The organism is Paenibacillus nasutitermitis (assembly GCF_014641075.1).
GTDB classification, from domain to species: domain Bacteria; phylum Bacillota; class Bacilli; order Paenibacillales; family Paenibacillaceae; genus Paenibacillus_Z; species Paenibacillus_Z nasutitermitis.
This window is the reverse complement of the sequence record NZ_BMHP01000003.1, coordinates 1-18,786: the sequence shown is the minus strand read 5'-3', so window position 1 is coordinate 18,786 and position 18,786 is coordinate 1. Positions and strand designations below refer to the sequence as shown.

17 protein-coding genes and 1 rRNA gene are annotated in these 18,786 nt (G+C 49.2%); 13 read left to right on the top strand and 5 right to left on the bottom strand.

What is annotated here, in order from left to right; all coding sequences use genetic code 11:
- Nucleotides 1-78 precede the first annotated feature (78 nt).
- Nucleotides 79-780, top strand: a complete 702-nt coding sequence (locus tag IEY46_RS19275) for an MgtC/SapB family protein (RefSeq protein WP_188994063.1) — start codon at nucleotides 79-81, stop codon at nucleotides 778-780.
- Between the two features lie 257 nt (nucleotides 781-1,037).
- Here IEY46_RS19275 and IEY46_RS19270 read toward each other — a convergent pair whose 3' ends face one another.
- Genes IEY46_RS19270 through IEY46_RS19260 form a run of 3 tightly spaced genes read right to left on the bottom strand, consistent with a single transcriptional unit; the run spans nucleotide 1,038 to nucleotide 4,297 of the window.
- Nucleotides 1,038-2,852 (bottom strand): CotH kinase family protein, encoded by a 1,815-nt coding sequence (locus tag IEY46_RS19270; RefSeq protein WP_188996021.1) that lies wholly within the window; start codon nucleotides 2,850-2,852, stop codon nucleotides 1,038-1,040.
- Between the two features lie 19 nt (nucleotides 2,853-2,871).
- On the bottom strand, nucleotides 2,872-3,582 hold the full coding sequence (locus tag IEY46_RS19265; protein ID WP_188994061.1) for a DUF4956 domain-containing protein: 711 nt from the start codon (nucleotides 3,580-3,582) through the stop codon (nucleotides 2,872-2,874).
- Nucleotide 3,583: 1 nt separating this feature from the next.
- Nucleotides 3,584-4,297: a polyphosphate polymerase domain-containing protein gene (locus IEY46_RS19260; protein ID WP_188994059.1), complete on the bottom strand. Its 714-nt coding sequence runs from the start codon at nucleotides 4,295-4,297 to the stop codon at nucleotides 3,584-3,586.
- A gap of 185 nt (nucleotides 4,298-4,482) precedes the next feature.
- On the opposite strand from IEY46_RS19260, the gene IEY46_RS19255 reads away from it, so the two are divergent.
- The 5 genes from IEY46_RS19255 to IEY46_RS19235 all read left to right on the top strand — a co-directional run bounded on the left by IEY46_RS19255 (nucleotide 4,483) and on the right by IEY46_RS19235 (nucleotide 11,102).
- Nucleotides 4,483-5,721: a purple acid phosphatase family protein gene (locus IEY46_RS19255; protein WP_188994057.1), complete on the top strand. Its 1,239-nt coding sequence runs from the start codon at nucleotides 4,483-4,485 to the stop codon at nucleotides 5,719-5,721.
- 136 nt (nucleotides 5,722-5,857) lie between these two features.
- A complete protein-coding gene (locus IEY46_RS19250; protein WP_188994055.1) occupies nucleotides 5,858-6,217 on the top strand; it encodes a hypothetical protein in 360 nt (119 codons plus the stop codon).
- 27 nt (nucleotides 6,218-6,244) lie between these two features.
- Complete coding sequence (locus IEY46_RS19245; protein WP_188994053.1) at nucleotides 6,245-7,108, top strand: helix-turn-helix transcriptional regulator; 864 nt, start codon at nucleotides 6,245-6,247, stop codon at nucleotides 7,106-7,108.
- Between the two features lie 95 nt (nucleotides 7,109-7,203).
- On the top strand, nucleotides 7,204-8,091 hold the full coding sequence (locus IEY46_RS19240; protein ID WP_188994051.1) for a phytanoyl-CoA dioxygenase family protein: 888 nt from the start codon (nucleotides 7,204-7,206) through the stop codon (nucleotides 8,089-8,091).
- A gap of 470 nt (nucleotides 8,092-8,561) precedes the next feature.
- Entirely contained in the window at nucleotides 8,562-11,102 is a 2,541-nt protein-coding gene (locus IEY46_RS19235) for an NHL repeat-containing protein (protein WP_188994050.1), read from the top strand.
- Nucleotides 11,103-11,285: 183 nt separating this feature from the next.
- Here the strand turns inward: IEY46_RS19235 and IEY46_RS19230 are convergent, their stop codons facing one another.
- Nucleotides 11,286-12,059 (bottom strand): YybI family spore inner coat protein, encoded by a 774-nt coding sequence (locus tag IEY46_RS19230; RefSeq protein ID WP_188994048.1) that lies wholly within the window; start codon nucleotides 12,057-12,059, stop codon nucleotides 11,286-11,288.
- Nucleotides 12,060-12,197: 138 nt separating this feature from the next.
- Here IEY46_RS19230 and pgsA point away from each other — a divergent pair, with 138 nt between their 5' ends.
- The 6 genes from pgsA (at nucleotide 12,198) to IEY46_RS19200 (ending at nucleotide 17,415) form a co-directional block, all read left to right on the top strand.
- Nucleotides 12,198-12,779: a CDP-diacylglycerol--glycerol-3-phosphate 3-phosphatidyltransferase gene (pgsA, locus tag IEY46_RS19225; protein WP_188994046.1), complete on the top strand. Its 582-nt coding sequence runs from the start codon at nucleotides 12,198-12,200 to the stop codon at nucleotides 12,777-12,779.
- A 105-nt stretch (nucleotides 12,780-12,884) separates the two neighbouring features.
- Nucleotides 12,885-13,565: a Na-translocating system protein MpsC family protein gene (locus IEY46_RS19220; RefSeq protein WP_229750405.1), complete on the top strand. Its 681-nt coding sequence runs from the start codon at nucleotides 12,885-12,887 to the stop codon at nucleotides 13,563-13,565.
- 130 nt (nucleotides 13,566-13,695) lie between these two features.
- Complete coding sequence (locus IEY46_RS19215; protein WP_229750404.1) at nucleotides 13,696-14,907, top strand: ATP-binding protein; 1,212 nt, start codon at nucleotides 13,696-13,698, stop codon at nucleotides 14,905-14,907.
- 49 nt (nucleotides 14,908-14,956) lie between these two features.
- Nucleotides 14,957-15,409 (top strand): GNAT family N-acetyltransferase, encoded by a 453-nt coding sequence (locus IEY46_RS19210; RefSeq protein WP_188994040.1) that lies wholly within the window; start codon nucleotides 14,957-14,959, stop codon nucleotides 15,407-15,409.
- A 155-nt stretch (nucleotides 15,410-15,564) separates the two neighbouring features.
- The gene (locus IEY46_RS19205; protein ID WP_229750403.1) at nucleotides 15,565-16,752 is read left to right on the top strand and encodes a pectin acetylesterase-family hydrolase; all 1,188 of its coding nucleotides are present in this window, start codon (nucleotides 15,565-15,567) and stop codon (nucleotides 16,750-16,752) included.
- A 36-nt stretch (nucleotides 16,753-16,788) separates the two neighbouring features.
- Nucleotides 16,789-17,415 (top strand): TetR/AcrR family transcriptional regulator, encoded by a 627-nt coding sequence (locus tag IEY46_RS19200; protein WP_188994036.1) that lies wholly within the window; start codon nucleotides 16,789-16,791, stop codon nucleotides 17,413-17,415.
- Here IEY46_RS19200 and IEY46_RS19195 read toward each other — a convergent pair.
- Nucleotides 17,384-18,271 (bottom strand): AraC family transcriptional regulator, encoded by an 888-nt coding sequence (locus IEY46_RS19195; protein ID WP_188994034.1) that lies wholly within the window; start codon nucleotides 18,269-18,271, stop codon nucleotides 17,384-17,386. The two genes, IEY46_RS19200 and IEY46_RS19195, sit on opposite strands and share 32 nt — an antisense overlap.
- A gap of 377 nt (nucleotides 18,272-18,648) precedes the next feature.
- On the opposite strand from IEY46_RS19195, the gene IEY46_RS19190 reads away from it, so the two are divergent.
- Nucleotides 18,649-18,786: ribosomal RNA gene (locus IEY46_RS19190) — 16S ribosomal RNA — on the top strand; the annotation flags it as partial.

Genomic DNA, 18,786 nt, shown 5'->3' with positions numbered 1-18,786 from the left:
CAGGCATTCATTCAGGAACATATTTCTAGCGGCAATGTCTGGCAGATTACCTATTTGGAGCTTTGCATCCGGTTGTTCATGGCAACGCTGCTGGGTGGCCTGATCGGATTCGAGCGGGAGTGGAACAATCATGCCGCCGGTTTCCGCACACATATTCTTGTTTGTCTGGGTTCTGCCATGATCATGTTATTGTCGATGTACGGGTTCTCCGAATTCGTCAATGAAGTGAATGTAAGGATGGATCCAGCCAGGCTGGCCGCCCAGGTCATCAGCGGTATCGGATTTCTCGGTGCCGGAGCCATAATGCGCAATGGAAGTGCCGTCAAAGGTCTTACAACCGCCGCTTCTGTGTGGGTTGTGGCCGCGATTGGCTTGTGCGTGGGAGCGGGCTTCTATATCGGTTCTTTCATTTGCACTTTTCTCGTCCTTGTCAGCTTGCATCTTTTCAATCGATGGGAGAAGCACCTGCTCAGACGCCGTCGGTACCATGAGGTTGAGTTGACGATGCTGAATGTGCCGGGAGCGCTTGAGTCGGTCATACGTGTACTTGGTGAGTTTGGTGTTCAAGTGGGCAACCTGAAGATGCATCCGACGTACGAAGATGCCGACACGGCCGCAGGACCAGATTCAATGGAGCTCAGTCTGCTGCTGAATACCAAGAAACCGGAAAGTCTGATCCTGGTATATGAGAAGATTGCCGCACTGGGGGTTATTGTATCCGTAGATGCCAAGCAATTCGTTGTCCGCAAGCATGGCTCTGTGACCACCATATACGAATAAATGCGGGGAGCATATGCAAGAGAAATGGGAAATCCTCTCCGAAGCTTCGGTGGAGCTGGAAATCCAATAACAACATTCAAGACCCGCAACAGGCGTACGATATCATTTTCTAGTATATTACGAGAACCATCAGGGCCACTCAATGCAGTATCTACTTTCTTGACTGAGGAACATTCTTAATGTGTTTAACCGATATCAATACAAAGAGGTTCACAATTATCTGTGAACCTCTTTGTATTGTAAACAACGCATAGACGTTACAATCGTTTGCGTTTGTAGAATATAACGAACAAGCATGCAAGAAGCAGAATGACAACTGCGACACCGGTTGTGATGGCAGCGCTTGTGCTGCCTGTTTGCTGGGCCCCTTGCCCGCCTGGTCCGCCAAAGTCGCCAGGGCCCCCCATGCCGCCGCCACCGAAGCCGCCTGGCGGCGGTCCCATTTGTCCGCCGAATCCGCCCGGTCCGCCTTGAGCGCCGTCTGCGGGTTGACCGCCTTGAGCGTCCTGTCCGGCCTGAGCGCCGGCAGCAGGTTGACCATCCTGCGCATTCTGCCCGGCTTGAGCGCCAGCTGCAGGTTGACCGCCTTGAGCGTCCTGCCCGGCTTGGGCGCCGGCAGCAGGTTGACCGCCTTGAGCGTCCTGCCCGGCCTGAGCGCCAGCAGCAGGTTGACCGCCTTGAGCGTTCTGCCCATCCTGAGCGCCAGCGACGTTCTGTCCACCCGGTCCCCCTTGACCTCTGCCGCCTCCCATACCGCCCATAGCGCCCATGCTGCCCATGCCGCTTCCGGAGCCGTCACCTGCGGATGGTAGGGTCCCATCCAACTGCTGCGCCAAAGATTTAACCTGCTTGGTATTAAAGGCGGTCAAAGCCGTAACGCCCGCCTCATATTCCTCATAGGTGTAGAATGAGCTTGGATCTGCCTTCACATAGGGAGAAATCAAACTCGTCAGCTCCTTGACGCGAGCCTGAAAGGTCTCATCCGCCAAATATCCGTCCACCATTTTCTGGAGGATGTCATGGTACTCCGCCTTATATTCATCGACTGCCAGGAGCTTGGCTGCCAGCGGCCGCTCGGCCAATGCGCCTTGCGTCGGCTCATCGATCATGACACTGGAACTGCCAAAGCCGCCAAAAGCCATATTGTAATCCCAAGGCAGGATGGAGAATACCCCGTCATCGTCATACAAATAATAATTCTGTTTATTGAAGCCAAGATAGCTGTCCATATTGGCAGTTGCAATATTCAGAGCGATATACTTCAGCGACTCCTCAACGTCGAGGTATTTCTCGTAATCGGTCCCGTTGTTCAGCTCATTGAGCATATCAATCAGAATATCATCATCGGATTTGTCCGATTTCAGCACCAGTCCGGTATAAGAATCCGGATCATCGCCAAGCCATGTCAGATCGCTGCCGGCCCCGGTCATCACGCCTTTGTACAGCGCGCCGTATGAATTGTCGAAATTCCGTTTCAGATAAGCATCGCCAATCTGCTCGACAGCCAGATAGAATCCCCATAATTCGCCGTTCACATATACATTGACAAAAGAATAATAGGGAGTGGGCAGTCCCATTGATTCTGCCAGTTCATAGGTCAGAAATTCCCGCATGTAAGAAGGATCGCTGTAATTGTTGTTGAGATTGATTTTGCTGATGCCGCTCAGTGTCTGGTTCAAATATTCATCAAAGGAAATTTTCAGGCTGTAGCGCTCGGAATCCGGCATGTTGACTACGCTCCGAAGACTGAGATTGCCTTTGGCCCGGATCGCCACATTGTCAAAATGCTCCCCGTTATAGTCGATAGAAGCCGTTTTGTATTCCTCCGCGCTGGCATTATCCATCATGTCCTGAAAATCGTCTTTGTCCACTGTGATTTTGACATCGACAACTTTGTCCTTAGGAAAAGCTGACTCTGCTGTGCCCTGGTTCTTCTCGGTATTGCCAGTGTTCTCCCCCGTGCTGGAATCCGTGGAGACGCCGGATGTAACCGGGCTTGAGCATCCTGCCAATCCGGCTATGAGAAGAAGGCAGCAGAGGCATATGAGAATAGAAGCAGCCTTCGCCTTCATGTTCTTCACCATCCGTTCTTTAAGATACATAATCACCGCTGTAGCTGATCAGCACGGCATTCTTGACACCGGCAACATCCGATATCCGATTTACGACCATGCCCTCATTATCTTTCAAGCGGATTTCCAGCGTCATCTCGACATTGCCGCGAGTCACTGTTTTTTGCTTAACGTTGTACCTTTTTACGAATTTGCCGATTTCGGTATGGATTTCCTTCTCGCTGATTTCACCATCGCAGTTAACAACCAGCAGATATGGATTCTCTACCGAACCGCCTTTTATGAAGAAGAACAGGATTAAACCGATGACGACAGATCCGATAATGGCAAGGCTGAAGAATCCGGCACCCGTCACTATACCTGCGGTCGCTGCCCAGAATAGAAAGATCAGGTCAGTTGGATCCTTGATCGGCGTCCGAAAGCGGACGATGGAGAGTGCGCCGACCATACCAAGCGAGAGTACGAGATTGGAATTAATGGCGAGAATAACAGTCGCGGTAATGATCGTCATCCCAATAAGGGATACATTGAAGCTTTTGGAATACAGCACACCGCTGAATATCCGCCGATAAAGGACATAGATGAAGAAGCCGATCAGGAAGGCGACACCGAGGGTGATCAGCATCTTGGAGATGCTTACCCCCGAAGTGAAATTGTCGATGACGGAATTTTTAATGATGTCGCTGAACGTTGCCGCGGTTTCGTTATTTGTAGCAGTTGTTGTATCCATATTATTGATCCTCCCAGGTGTTGTATTTCAGAAATTTGCGGCAAATCACATACTTTGATGCGGACTGCCGGACCAGACCTTCCAACTGCAGGGCGATTTTGATCGCGGAGGGGAGATACTCGTCGTATTTGACCTCCATAATCATCATGTTCTCATCGATCGCCCGGACCGGACGCAGCTCCTGGTCGAAAATATCAATTCCGTGCAGGCCTGTACGAAGCTCCTTGTCGAAGGTAATGCGGACGTTCCCGTTTGGGCTGACATAAGGCTCCCTCACATAGTCGACAATAACCTTGGGACGGAGCAGCTTATGGGTCATTTCATGATAGATCTCCATTAGCAGCGGTTTCTCCTGCACCTTCAGGACCTCGTACCGGCCGGCCAGCACGGCGTTATACATAGCTCTTGTGAGCGGTTCCTTCAGTTTTGCGATAGATTCGTTGAATTTAATTTTTTTCTCAAAATGGATCACGTCGTCCTGGCCGTTATAGATGCGGATCCGGTATTTGAGCCGGTCCCGGACACCCCCAAGCTTCTCATGCAGCGCCTTGTTATTCACATCATCAAAGTATAAACTGCGGATATGATATTCCCCGTCTGCGCCTGCATGCTCGTCCTGTCCCATAATCGTCCGCAGACGCTGGCGAATAATGTAATATTGATGGAAATTGACAAAGAATTTCATTTCATTACGGTAATTAAGCATTTTTTGCATGGTCTTCACCCCTTTTCCCTGTAGGCTTGCTTGTATGTTACGCTAATGATTACCGGTGCCGCGTTTACATTCCCTTAACAATTCTTATTGTAATCACGTTACCTGATTCCTTACTTAAGGCTGGCTGAAAGATTGCTGAATGTAAGAAAGGCTAGGATGACAAGCGACCAGAGAGGAAAAAAAAGTTGAGATACAGCAGAGAACTTATTGTGATTGTGATTATAGGTGTAGTAGTCATTGCGGTCTTATTCGCCCTGGAGCGGATCAAGGCAGGACAAGCAGCTGTTCCCCGGGATATAGTGACCACCTTCAAGAGCGACCCCCGCACCAGCCGGGCATTCACCTGGTATACCGACAAACCTCAGAAAAATGCGCTGGTCCAGCTCATCAAGGGTGGCAGCCCTACCGGGTTTAACGGAAACGATGTCATAACGGTGACGGGCATAGCGGCTTCAATCGAAATTGGAGGAAACCGCGTTCGCGGGGTAAATAAAGCCGAAGCGGTAGACCTTGAGCCGGGAACGGTATATGCCTATCGGCTCGGTAGCGGGGATGAGGATGGATGGAGCGATCCTTCGCAATTTGCTACGGAAGCGGTCAACGTGTCCGCATTCACTTTCATTGATGTAGCGGATTCGCAAGGAGCGTCCACCACCGATTTCGAGCTGTGGGGACAGACATTGGTTCAAGCTTTCAGGAAGTTCCCGAACGCCAGCTTCATCGTGCATAACGGGGATCTCACAGAAGATCCGGAGAATGAACAAGGGTGGACGGATTTTATGAGTCAGGCGCAGCCGTGGACTTCAGGCATTCCCTTAATGCCGGTTACCGGCAATCATGACGAGGTGGACAAAAAAGCCGATGTGTTTGTCTCGCATTTCAATTTGCCTGACAATGGCGCGGAGAAGTCGATTCCGGGTACGACCAACGCCTTTGATTACGGTCAGGCCCGAATCATCATGCTGAATACGGAATCCAACAAGAAGGAACAGACCAAATGGCTGCGCAAACAGCTCGAAGATACGGATAAACCGTGGAAAATCATTGCTTTGCATCGCGGTCCGTACGGAGGAAACAGCAATGACAAGATCGGGGATTGGGTGGAGCTGTTTGATGAGTTCAAGGTGGACCTCGTCCTTCAGGGACATAACCATGAATATGCCAGGAGCTACCCGCTTCGAAGTGGCAAGGTTATTGGGGATGGCGAGACGCCGGTGCAGAACCGGGAAGGGACCGTATACATTGTACCCAACGCGGCTGGTGGCAAATTCAACGAGAAGAAGGAAGACCAGCTGTATCACAAGGTTCATTTTCAGAACGGGAAGCAAATGTTTGCGGGCATTTCCATTGACGGGGATAAGCTGGTCTATGAAGCCTATGATGTGGAAGGGTCGCTGCTGGATACTTTTGAAATCACACATTGAACGGTCGGACCCGGATAGCCGGCAAAATACTCTTGGTAGAAGCGGTGTGGATAAGGCTCTTTCGGGGATAGTTTATTACCCTGCCGGATTATGCTAGAGTAGGGGTGAAGAGCTCCTGCTGGGGCTGGTGGAGGTCATGATGAAAAAATATATGCTCATAGGTGCGATTCTGCTGCTGCTCATTGTCATTGGCGGCGGCGCTTATATATCCAGGTCCAAAATTATGAATCCGGACAACATCCATGTCCGTGAAATCACCGTCACTGAAAAAGATTTCACCTTTAAGGGAGATTTTATGGATGCTGTGAGCCAGTACAAGGGTTACAAGCTGGAGTATGATCATCAAATTCTCTATCTTCAAATTAAGGGAGGCATCTTCCCTCCATCCAAAAGTCGGGGAAGTATTGATATTTCCGTTCCGAATAGCTTCGGCGAAATCAGGGAAGTCCAGCTGCAGGCGGGCGGATCGGGAGCGAACAAAACCGTCTGGCCCTGATTCATTCAATAGTGGAGGTTGCAACGAATGAGCATGCGTATCCTCATGAATGACAAAAATCTGCGCGTTGAGCATATTACGACGGATAAACAAATGAACCGGGCAGGCCAGATCACCAAACGCCACCGGCATCCCGTCTTCCATCTGATGTATATAACGGAGGGGACGGGACGCTTCACGATAGACGACCGGCCAAGCAAGGCTGAACCGGGGCTGCTTTATATCATCAATCCTAATGAATGGCATGAATTTCAAGGAGAAGAAAACAGCCCCCTCTGCAATCTGGAATGCACATTTCTTGTTCTTGATGATCAGAAACAGCCCTTCTGCGCCAATTTTTTTGACTGGGCTCGCGAGAAACGGGGGGCGGAGCTGCCGGAATTCATGAGAAAAGGCCCGATTCCGGTGCCGCCGGTCATGCAGCCTTTTCTGCTGGAGGGTTTTCAGCGGCTATTGGAGCCATCGATGAGCTATGTGACGCCCGAGCATTTGTCATTGATGGTCATGGAGCTCATGCTGCGGACGGAGGAGTCCCTTTGGCGGATTGCCAGACTCGACACGGGAGGCACAAGGCCTTCAGCCGATACCGTACGGGTATTAAAGCAATACATGAAGGCCCATTTGAAAAATCACGTGACCCTGGAAGAGCTGTCCCATCTGGCTCATTGGACGCCTAATTATCTTTGCCGGGTGTTCAAAGAACATACCGGAGAATCGCCTATGGGTTATTTGCAGCGGTTGCGAATGGCGGAAGCCGAAAAGCTGCTGCTCTATACGGATTTGCCGGTGTATGCGATTGCCGAGATGCTGGGCTACGAGGACGCCTCCTATTTTGCCCGGGTGTTTCGTCAGCAGAACGGGCGGTCTCCGACTCATTACAGGATAATATAGTCCGCATATACGAGTGGATTATACCTTCAACGTACTCTCTTTGCTTGTTATGATGCCATTATAACCGCATCTTTCATGAGAAGGGGAGAAAAGGAATGAAGGGACTGACGATTGAGCAGATTATTCATTACCAGACTGAAGGATATCTGATCGCCGAGGACGTATTGACGGAGGAAGATCTGCAGCCTGTTATCAATGAGCTGGAGCGCGAGATCGACAGGAGGGCAAGAGCCCTGTATGCCGAGGGGAAGATTAGCGACCTGCATGAGGACGAGTCTTTCGAACGGCGGTTTGCACGATTGTATGCGCAGTGCCCCGAAATTGGAAAAGGCTTCGATATCAACGATTATTTAGGCGAAGCGGTATTCCGCTTTCTTGCCAACGATCATTTGCTTGATGTTGTGGAGTGCTTGCTTGGCAGCGAGCTGAGCTGCAACCCGATTCAGCATTTGCGGGCCAAGCTGCCTTGGAAGCCGGGAAAGGACGATAAGCCCGATTATTTCCAAAATGTACCTTGGCATCAGGACAATGCCGTAACGTCCGCAGACTCCGAAGCTTCGGAAATTATTACCTTCTGGCTGCCGCTCGTTAATGCCACCGCAGAAACAGGATGCATGGAAGTGATGCCTGAAGTGTCCAAGCTCGGATATTTGAAGCATCGCTCGGAAGGCGGAACAACCATCGTCCCCGAGCAGCTGCCCCATGTACAGCCGATTTTGGCCGAATGCCGCAAAGGCAGCATCGTCATTATGAACAAATATACGCCTCACCGCGGAACGACCAATACCTCGGATATTGTTCGCTGGTCGCTTGACCTGCGTTATCATAAGCTGGGCGCACCATCCGGACGTTCCATACACCCGTCTTTTGCGGTAAGAAGCACCAAGCAGCCGGAGCAGTTGCTCACGGATGTGGATGAGTGGCGCAGGCTTTGGCAGGAGGCCCGCAACCGCCGAGCAGAAGGTTCGCTGCACCGGGTATAAGATGATCAATAGAAGCAAAGTACAGGTGGAAGCCTATGCTTTGCTTCTATTTTTATTGCTGATGCAAGAAACGTGCATGTTCCTTCACAACGAAAATACGGATTGAACGAACTCAGGTCTTTGGTTTATTTTGTATTGACTGGTCTATGCGATGTTGGTAAGATTCATTATAGTACCGGTACGATACCAGTATCGTACCAGTGGGACATAACAAGAGGAGGTGTTTTCGGATTCTCGCAGCTTAGATGAGAATTACGGGTGAAGCAGTAATATATGAAATCGGAGGTGTATGATTGTTTAAAACCAGCCGCAGTCCTTGTCTTGACCGCTGTGGATGAAAGTCGTCGAGAACCCGGATGGAGAACCATTTTCTCGATCGTGCATTAAGCTCTACCTCAGTTATCGTTTATTCAAGAAAAACGGCATGCAGTTACGGTGATCTATTTTAATTAGGGCAGGAGGAGTTCCAGATGAGTGGAAGAGATTTTCAAGGTAAACAGATGTTCATGAAATTGACGCTTTCTCTGCTGGCTATCATAATCTCATGCACCAGCATAGTGTATCGTGCTTCGGCAGCCGATATCCAGGTAATCAACTTCGGATTTGAGCAGGGTCTGACGGGCTGGACACCGTTCAAAGATAAAGACAACGGCAATGACCAGGATGAGAAGGGGAGCGTCATTGAGGTCTCCGGGAATAAAGCGAGTGAGGGCAGCCATAGCGTCCGCATTCACGACGCCAAAAAATCCCGGGCATTCGGCCTGGAAAGCAGCAAGCTGAATGCCGAAGCTGGCACTTCTTATGTCGCCTTCGCCGATGTGCTGGTAGAGAGCGGGAAGGCCGAACTTTTCTTCCGGTTCTACGGAGGAAACGGTCAGTTGCTAGGCGAATCATCTACCCAAGCGGGGGCATCCATGGCGTGGAAGACCATTCAAGTGGGCATGACGGCGCCAGCGGGCACCACACATGCGACCGTGTATCTTTATTCCAGTAAATCGAATGAAGGGACGTCGTATTGGGACCATATCCGATTTACGAAGGACTTTACGAATCTCGGCGTGCAGGTTGGAAGCGCCTCTCCGCTCGGTGCCACCTTCGGAATCGGTGCGAATCAGAACCAGATTTACTCCGTTATTACAGGCAATGCCAACGATCGACCGATTATGCAGGTGATAGATGCGGATACCGAGAAAGTGACGAACGTTGCCACGTTGCCGAGCGCCAGTGTCAATCCGACGGGCGCGTGGGCGGCAACGACCGCATCGGACGGAACGATTTACCTCGGCACATATCCGAACGGAAGGCTGTACAAATACACTGCCGGAGATTCGGCGATTACGGATTTAGGGGCGCCTCTGCCGGGCGAATCGTATGTGTTCGATCTGGCGGCAGGCACGGACGGCAAGGTATATGGTGGATCCTATGGCAAAGCGGGCTTCTTCGAATATGATCCGGTCAATGGCGCAACCCAGATCGGCAGCATGCCGTTCTACAATCCGGCTTACAAATATTTGAGGGCGCTCGCTCACGATAATGGACGCAACGTCTCCTATTTGGCCATGGGCAATAATGCTTCCATCGTTCGTTACGATCATAACACCGGGAAGACGGATGACATCCTGCCCGCCAAATACAAATCCATCACCTTGGCCGGAACGGTCGATTACACCGGAGACCGTGTGTTCGTCGCGATTGGTGGCTATTTGATGGCTCTTCGAGTTGACGTTGCGCCAGACGGCACCGTTACGTCTACGGAAGAGATGTCGACGACCAGTGCGGCTCCACGCGTATCGCCGGCACATAACGGAAGCGTATACATGACGGTGTCGAGCAATCTGACCCGCTACGATATAGCGACCAAACAATTGACGGATCTTGACTTGGCGATTCCGGGGCGAATCCAGCGTTACGGTTGGGTAACGCTGAAGGATCAGGCGAATTATCCGGGCGAAACGCTCGTTGGTCTCACGGACGGAAACTACGAGACGAATATCATTAAGTACAACCCGCAGAATGGGATGTTCCGCGTGTCCCGGGTCGAAGGATCACCTCGGATTGCAGGAGCCATTAACAGCATCGGAGCGGGTCCAGACGGCAACATATATACGAGTGCCTACTTGTACGGCGGGTTAGGCAAATATCATCCGTTTGGTGGAGATGCGGACGACAGTCAGCCCGAATTCATCTATGCGCCGATATCGCAGGTCGACAAGATCGAGTCGGAGAATGGGAAGCTGTATCTGGGTGCTTACCCTGGAGGGCTTCTGTACGAATATGATCCGGAACTACCGTGGAGCATGGGTGTCAATCCGAAGCTGCTGATCAACACGAGTGTGTTCCAGCAGGATCGTCCAAAGGCGCTGGCCTACGGGGATAACCGGGTATTCATGGGCACGGCCGGAACGACCGGAGCGCGGCCAGGTGCCTTGTCCGTCTATGATTACACAACTGGTACGGCTGCTGTGCATAAAGATATCGTGACGGATCAGAGCATTATCGCGCTGGCCTACCATAACGGCCTCTTATACGGAGGTTCCACGATCCGTGGAGGATACTCGAGCACGCCTTCGCAGACCGAAGCGAAGCTGTTCGTCTATGACCCCATCGAGCAGACAAAGACGAATGAATACAGCCTGCCAGAAATCACAGGCGGGAGGAAGCTGACAGCGATTACGGAGCTCAAGACGATCGACGGAAAAATTTGGGGCTTCGCGGAAGGGTATCTGTTCATATTCAATCCGGATACACGGACATTCGACTATTTTGCAGAGAAATTCCCGGATGTGAAGCTGCCGGAAGGGAACTATCGGGATGCCGATCTTGTCACGGTCGAGAAGGACCCGAACTCGGTATACGGCACGATCGGCAACAAATATTTGTTCAAAATCCAAAAGTCCGATATGTCGGTCCAGATCATCCGGTCGGACGGAGCCGACATGTTAGCGGCAGACGATGCTGGCAATTTGTACTTCAAGCACAATGATACGCAATTGTGGCGGTATTCGTTCTAGCGGCTTCCAAGGCAAAAAAGCCTCCTTCCACTCTTTCATATGGGCAGGAGGCTTCAAATTATTAAACGACAAGGACCTCACAACCCCACTCATTACGAGTGGGGAAGAGGTCCTTTCTCATGAACAAAAATTTAATTGTTGTGGAGGCATTCAACTGTTACAGGCTGATCCTGGAGCGTAAACCTAAAAAAGCGCGGTTAATTTTGAGGGAGGTATAGCTACCATCAGTCTTGATGAGACGAACCTTTCGCCGTCCCATGTCAACAGATTCTCCACATAACCCAATGTGTCCGCATTAAATGTGCCGATGATCCGCTGTAAAGCAAGCAAATCAAAGCTCATGCTTTTGGTATCGGTGACGACCGGATAAAGCGCTCCTAAAGCCAGAACCTCACCCGTGGCCGGATGTTTGAGCGTTCCATTTTCATTGTATAAGGATGATAAATACTCTTGGCCTTTATTGCTGATGTCAATAATGAACAACATATCCCGTTCGGCACTGGCTACGCTGACTTTGTAGAAGTCTTCATAATCGACCTTGAATCTGAATGTTCGATTATAGGGTTCAACATCAAACAGCTCGCGAAGAACGTTGCTGCGGAAGGAATAGATGTAGGCGCTAATATATCCTCCGCTTCCCCCGGAATCGATCGTTACGAGTATATCCGCTATGCCGTCCTTGTCGAAATCCCCAAGAAACAGCCTGGCATTGTAACCGGCATTGTTTTTGAGATTAACCGTTGTTTTGTTCTGGGTATATCCATCCTGGATGACGAGGGTTATATGATCGGCAAATATACCTGATTTCCCATCCGGCTTATGGCCGTATAAAAAGACAGAATCCGGCAAACCGTCCCCATTAACGTCCGCTTGCTTCATGTCCAGCAGAAAGTTAAAATGGGAAGTAGTTGTGGTCCCGGACAAATGGCGGGGATATCCTTGGAAATTCCTGTTCATGGCATGACTCCCGTATGCAGTTTGAAAACGTGATCCATCCTATGCACATGCCCGGCTGTTGGTGCCGTTAAAAATGCACACCCCCTAAGGAAACCAGGGTAATGGTATAGGGTACGATGAATTTAAGGAGGCAAACTCATGAATTTAGCCAACAAAATAACCTTTGCCCGAATAATGCTGATTCCTGTGTTTATTATGCTCTTTCCCATTTATCCGGAATGGCTGATCAACAAATCTGCCGTCATTCAGCATCTGGATGCGTATGGAATTTATTATGCCTGTGCCGTATTTTTACTGGCTTCAGCCAGTGATAAATTAGATGGGCATATTGCCAGAAAATATAATCAGATCACCAATCTCGGAAAGCTTCTGGATCCATTAGCTGATAAACTGCTAATCTCTGCTGCGTTGATTCTCATGGTAAGCCAGCAGTACATATATGCCTGGATCGCTTTTGCAATCATAGCAAGGGAATTTATCATAACGGGAATCAGAATGGTTGCCGCTTCTCAAAAAATTGCCTTACAAGCCGATCAGTACGGCAAGATAAAGATGGTTTTTCAAGTTATCGCTATTGCGGCTGTAATGCTCAATAATCGCCCGTTCAGCTTTTTTACGGACGTTCCAGTGGATCAGATCCTGCTGTACCTCGCCTTAATCCTGACCCTTTATTCTGGCTATAATTACATTAAGAATAATTATCGTACGCTAAAGTTATGATCTTTAGACTCTTTGTTGAAATACCGGAACTGGTCGGCTGCGCATAAATGATGTATACTGAATGGTGGCGCGGAGCATAAGCTCAGAGCTAAAGGACGGGTATTCTTGGAAGATAAAGAGATTTCAAGCCAATTATCAAGTTTTATGGGGAAGTTGTTACGGGATCGTTTCGGCAAAGGTCCTGAATCCATTCATATTTCTTACGACTCCCGCAGCATTACCATGCATATGCGCAATTTTATCGGGCCTGTTGAGAAGCTGCTGCTCACTCAGCAGAAGGAAGAGGCCTTTCGGGATACACGCAAGCTGGTCATGGATTCATTGATTCCTGATCTGAACGAATTCATTAAGACAACGATTCGTAAGGAAGTTGAGGAATTTTACTACGATTGGGACCTGGAGCATCATTCGGGTATCTTGGTGGGATTATTTTATCATGATGTCAGCGAAGAAGATGACGTCTATGAAGGAAAAGAAGCCATCCACGAGAGAGTTGGCCATACGACGCAAATATGCGAGAAAATCCCCGACCGCATCCATTCTTACTGGACCAATTCCCGAACGCTGGTCATTATCCGTTACGGGCTGTTGATCAAGATTGAGAAACAGATGCTGGATCTGGGGTACGAAGGGACGCTTCGCATATCAAAGCGTGTTCTGGAGAAGCATCACTTTGCACACGATGTGGATATGAAGCAGATTCTGGGACGAACGGTCGAAGGATTGTTCCTGGATTGGAAGTTCGAGAAAGACAAAAGCGTTCTCGTTTATATTTTCAAAAATTAAATAACCGGTTAAATTGACTAGATATATCCCATATACGCTAGCCAGGAGCCAAAGAATAGCGCTTGCCGCTTTCTTTGGCTTTTTTTGCGTGTGCTCTCGTCAATGCAAAGAGAAGAAAGCAGGTGACGGCTTGATATATCGCACACTAGATGAAGCTTTGGAAAAAGTATGGAAAACCATGAATCGGTTTAACGCGGGGCGCCTTTATTATTTTGCCGTCAACGACAAGGTAACGACCCGAATTGTGAAGGTCTGCGATCCGAAGGGAGCCTGGCTGGAAGCTGGTACGGTTTTGCCCTATGAGCATTCGTATTGTTCCCTTATCGTAAGCAATAACATGGACACGCTCATTATTAGGGACGTAAACAGCGATCCTTTAACAGTCGCACATCCTTTTACCTCTTCCCTGGCACACCGCTCCTTTATCGGAGCGGCCATACTACAGGGGGACGGAAGCGTCTACGGCACTCTTGGTGTCCTGGACAGCAATGCTGATGCTTTCGACGGACGTGATGCTGCGCTGCTGGAATCCATGTCCATGCTAATTTCCTATGCGGTGGACGCGGACCGCTTATTGGGGGAATGGAGTGCCGCCCAAATCAAAATGATGAGCGCAGAGGCCAATGCGGAAAAAGCCAATGCGGAAAAAAGCCTCTACTTGCGGCTGATCAGCCACGGCATCCGTACACCGCTGAATGGCGTAATCGGGATGACCAGTCTGCTGCAGGATACGGAGCTTTCCGGGGAGCAGGTGGATTATGCCAGAATTGTTCAACTGAGCGGCGAACTTATTGTTACCTTTACGAAAGACGTGGTGGATTTGGCGGAGATTGAATCGGGCATTATGGTGCTGGATCATCTACCATTGGATCTACATGCCTGCGTGGAGGATGTCATGAACAGATTTGCGGGGGAAGCGGCCGGGAATGGAGTCAGCCTTGAGGGGAAAGTCAGTCCGCTGATCCCGAGGACACTATTCGGGGATCAAGCCCGGATCAGCCAGATTCTTGTCAATGCGGTAGGAAATGCGCTAAAGTTTACGACCGGCGGCAATATTCTGCTGCAGATCGAACCCGGGGAACATAGCGATGAGCAGGAGATGGAGCTGCTAATCATCATGAAAGGGACACATACCCATATTCCATCGGAAAAAATCGCACTGCTGCTTTATAATTTCCCAACGTCAAAGCTTTCCCATAAGAGCACCGACCAGGCCACGCTTGGGCTGGAACTGGTCATTTCAAGACGGCTTGTGGAAATGATGGGCGGGCGTATATGGACGGAAATATCCGATGAGCTGGGAACTGCACTTTACTTCTCTTTGAGGATAGCTTTTTCTTGATGGTATAATTGGAGGAAATCCGCCCGGACGGATGAAGACGGAGGAGATCATGGAAATAAGGAAACTTCGCCCCGATGAGGCACCGCCGGTTGAATTGTTATGGCTGGCCGATCCCTGTAAGGTGTTTGTCGACGACTATATCCAAAGAGGCCAATGTTATGTGGCGGACCGTGACGGAGGTATCATCGGCGAATATGTCCTGCTGCCCACAAGACCTGCAACAGTAGAGCTGGTTAATGTTGCGGTTGCCGAGCGGGAGCAGGGCAAGGGAGTGGGAAAGCTGCTCGTACTGGACGCTATCAAGCAGGCGAAGCTTCTTGGCTATAAAACGGTCGAGCTTGGCACAGGAAGTTCCGGTGTGGCACAGTTGGCTCTTTATCAGAAATGCGGGTTTCGGATAACAGGCATCGACATCGATTTCTTTGTCAGACACTATGAGGAAGAAATTTGGGAGAACGGAATCCGGTTAAAAGACATGGTGCGTCTGTCGCTGGATGTATAACTCAGCAATAAAAGCAAGTATAAGCTTTTCGCTTATACTTGCTTTTATTTGTGAAGGAGGAAAATTGACTCTTGCATTCTTGTAGATTAAGATGATTGCACATAATGTGCAATCAAGGATCAAGTTGTGCATATATGAAAAAGGGGAGATATCGATTGCAGCTGAAAAAAATGATTAAACGATCGGCAATCGGTTTGTTAGGTGCTGCTGTTGTAGGCTCCATTGCGGTATATGCAGTTGCGGCGAAGAAGAAACCGCCGATCCTTCCACCGGCCGCCGAAGCAAAACCTTACAAATGGAATAGAGTTGAATTAGACGGGAATGTCCTTTCAAGCGATGGTTCGGAGTATCATTTATTGACCAAAAAAGGAGAGAACCGGAATTGGATTTTCTTTTTTTCCGGCGGCGGAGCCAGTTGGGACGAAACAAGCGCCTCATATCCCATCAAGGTGATGAATGTTATCAAAGGTCAGGATGCCGGAAATTATTTTGCCAATATTCCGTTCTACTTGCTGACAATACTCGGCGGCATAATGGCTCCAAATAACCCGGATAACCCTTTCCGGGAATGGAATGTCGTGTATATTCCTTATTCGACCGGCGACTTCCATATTGGCCAGCGCACAACAGAATACAAGAAGCAAGACGGCAGCAGCTTCATCATGCATTATAATGGCAGGAGCAATGTGCAGAGCAGTCTGGAGTGGATTTACGCTCATGTCGACAAGCCCGAGAAGCTGCTGATCGCCGGAGAAAGCGCGGGGGGCTTCGGGTCCGCTTTCTGGGCAGGTGAAATCGCCAGCCACTATAAGGAAGCCGAGATCTATCAATATTCGGATAGCTCCTATTTGTACAGCGAGAAATGGCCGGATATTGTAGATAAGGAATGGCAGTCAGATTTTGAACGGACGTTCGGTTATCAAGCCGAAGCGGATCTGATCGGATCGGCATTTAAAGGCAATCAGCGCCAACTGCCGGAGAATGCTGTATTGCTGCAATCCTATTCGCTGTATGATGAAGTCTTAATCCATTTTCAGCGTAAAATTAACGATTTTGAAGGACCGGCAGATCCGCAGATCATTGCCGATTGGTCCCACCAAATGAGGGAGTCCACGAAGAAATTGGCTGCTTCTTTGCCGAATTATTATTATTTTCTGACCGATTACGGGCTGAATGCCAAGACAGGAACCACATCACATACGTTTGCGACACGGGATGATTTTTACAAAGCGGAGGAAGACGGGGTTAAGCTGATGAACTGGCTGGATGATATCATTAACAAGCAGAAGAGGTATTCCATAGGCAAAAAGTTTCTCAGTGAACGGGATCCGAAACAAGGATGAATCTATTAGGATACGAAAGGAGGGGAGCAGACGGCCATGAAATTGCGGGAGAAACAAACCCGAATGACGAGGGAAATGATAAAAAAAGCTGCACTCGGGCTTTTCTGCGTGAATGGAATCGAATATACGGATATGGCCCAGATTGCGGAGAAAGCGGAAATTGCCCGCAGAACCTTATATCACCATTACAAGGACAAGGAAGAGCTGGCAGCAGAGATTTATATGGAAAATTTGAATGCGATGTTCGGCCAACTGCTGTCGGACTTTGATTTGGAGCGGCCGCTTCAATCGCTAGAGATCATTCTGGATAAATACCTGATGCTCAGGCAGCATTCGGAGTCTCTCCTTTATTACGATGCGATTTTTAATGTTTATTACAGCACGTTGTCCAAGAATCCGGCAGATTTGCCTGCTTACAGACAAACGATGGAAGAGTGGTATGGCAAGCTGATACAGCCGGAGTCGGAGTCGGACGCCTTTAATTCGGAAGAGCGGTTAAAGTGGCTGGAGAGACTGTTTATGTCCACCCATTTGTTGTTCAGCTATTTGCAGAAAGCTGTTATTATCACCCATCAAAAAGGCGGTCTTCTGACGGAGGCCGACCTCGAAGAGGACCGGAAATTCAAGCATTTCATTCTGCGTGCTGTGAATCCTGCGAATTGAGAACTGCCGGCTTGGTTTGTGGCTGGGGAGAATGCTGTTTCCTCCACATGGAGGGACTGATGCCGTATCTTTGTTTGAACAGCCGGCTGAAATAATGGATGCTTTGAAAACCCACGGCCCTGGTAATTTCCTGAACAGTCATTTTGGTTTGGGACAGGAAACAGGTCGCTGCGTTAAAACGCAAATCGTGCAGGTATTGCAGCGGCGTTTTGCTGGCTATTTTCTGAAAGGAATGAATAAAATAAGAAACGTCAAGATGAACGGAAGAAGCAAGCTGATTGACGGTCAGCGCTTCCTGATAGTTGGATTCCATATGACGGATGACCGCCTGGATGCGCTCGCTGGGGACATCCAGATTCGACAAGCTGACCGGATTCAATTCTCTGGGCCGGCTTGTTTGCAGGATGGTGTTAATCATGAGCAGCAGCTTGCGGATATCAAGAGCAATCAATTCCCCGGCAATCGATTGGAAGGGGCCGGTATTATCAGGGCTGAGCCATAGACCCGATGCAAGCTGGAAGAGGGGAGTCAACGCCTCTATTTGCGGTTCTTTATCCGCTTGTATCGAATTCCACAAGTCCGCTTGCGGGAGTGCGGGAAAGTCCGGGGTATCCTGCATATCCAGTTCTATATAGCCAAACTGGCAGACATCCGACTGGCTGATTAACAGATGGGGCGTATAGGGAGGTAGCAGAAAAAGGGCGGGGGAAGCAGCAGTATAGTCGGTCCCAATCCACTGCAAGACGACCGTCCCTTCAGAGATGTAGAGAATTTCGTGGAAAGGATGGATTCCACCGCCGATCTCTTGCTGTGAAACTCCGGAAAGATGCACCCGATCTCTTTTGCGCAAATACATACCGTACCTCCTTGTCAAAAAGTCCAAGATGATTCTAGTTTATCATAGTAAAGACCGGATGGAATCCCCAGGCTATGATATCACCCTATGCTTATTAGTTTGGAATTAGGATCCTATTAAAAGGAAATTAATAAGGGAGTATTAATGAAGAAATATTTAAAGCGGGTACTTCGCAAGAAATTTATAATAAAAATATGAAATAATAAAACGAAAAAGAGTTGCATATATTATTTATCCATGATATATTATTATTCCGGCCAACAAAAACGGCGGGAAGCAATAAAAAGAAACAAAGATTTTTGTTCTTTGAAAACTGAACAACGAGCGATCTGCCCTTTCACTTTTAGTGAAAGAATTGCAATAAACGTAATGAGTCATTTATGGAGAGTTTGATCCTGGCTCAGGACGAACGCTGGCGGCGTGCCTAATACATGCAAGTCGAGCGGATTTCATTGGAAGCTTGCTTCTAATGGAATTAGCGGCGGACGGGTGAGTAACACGTAGGCAACCTGCCT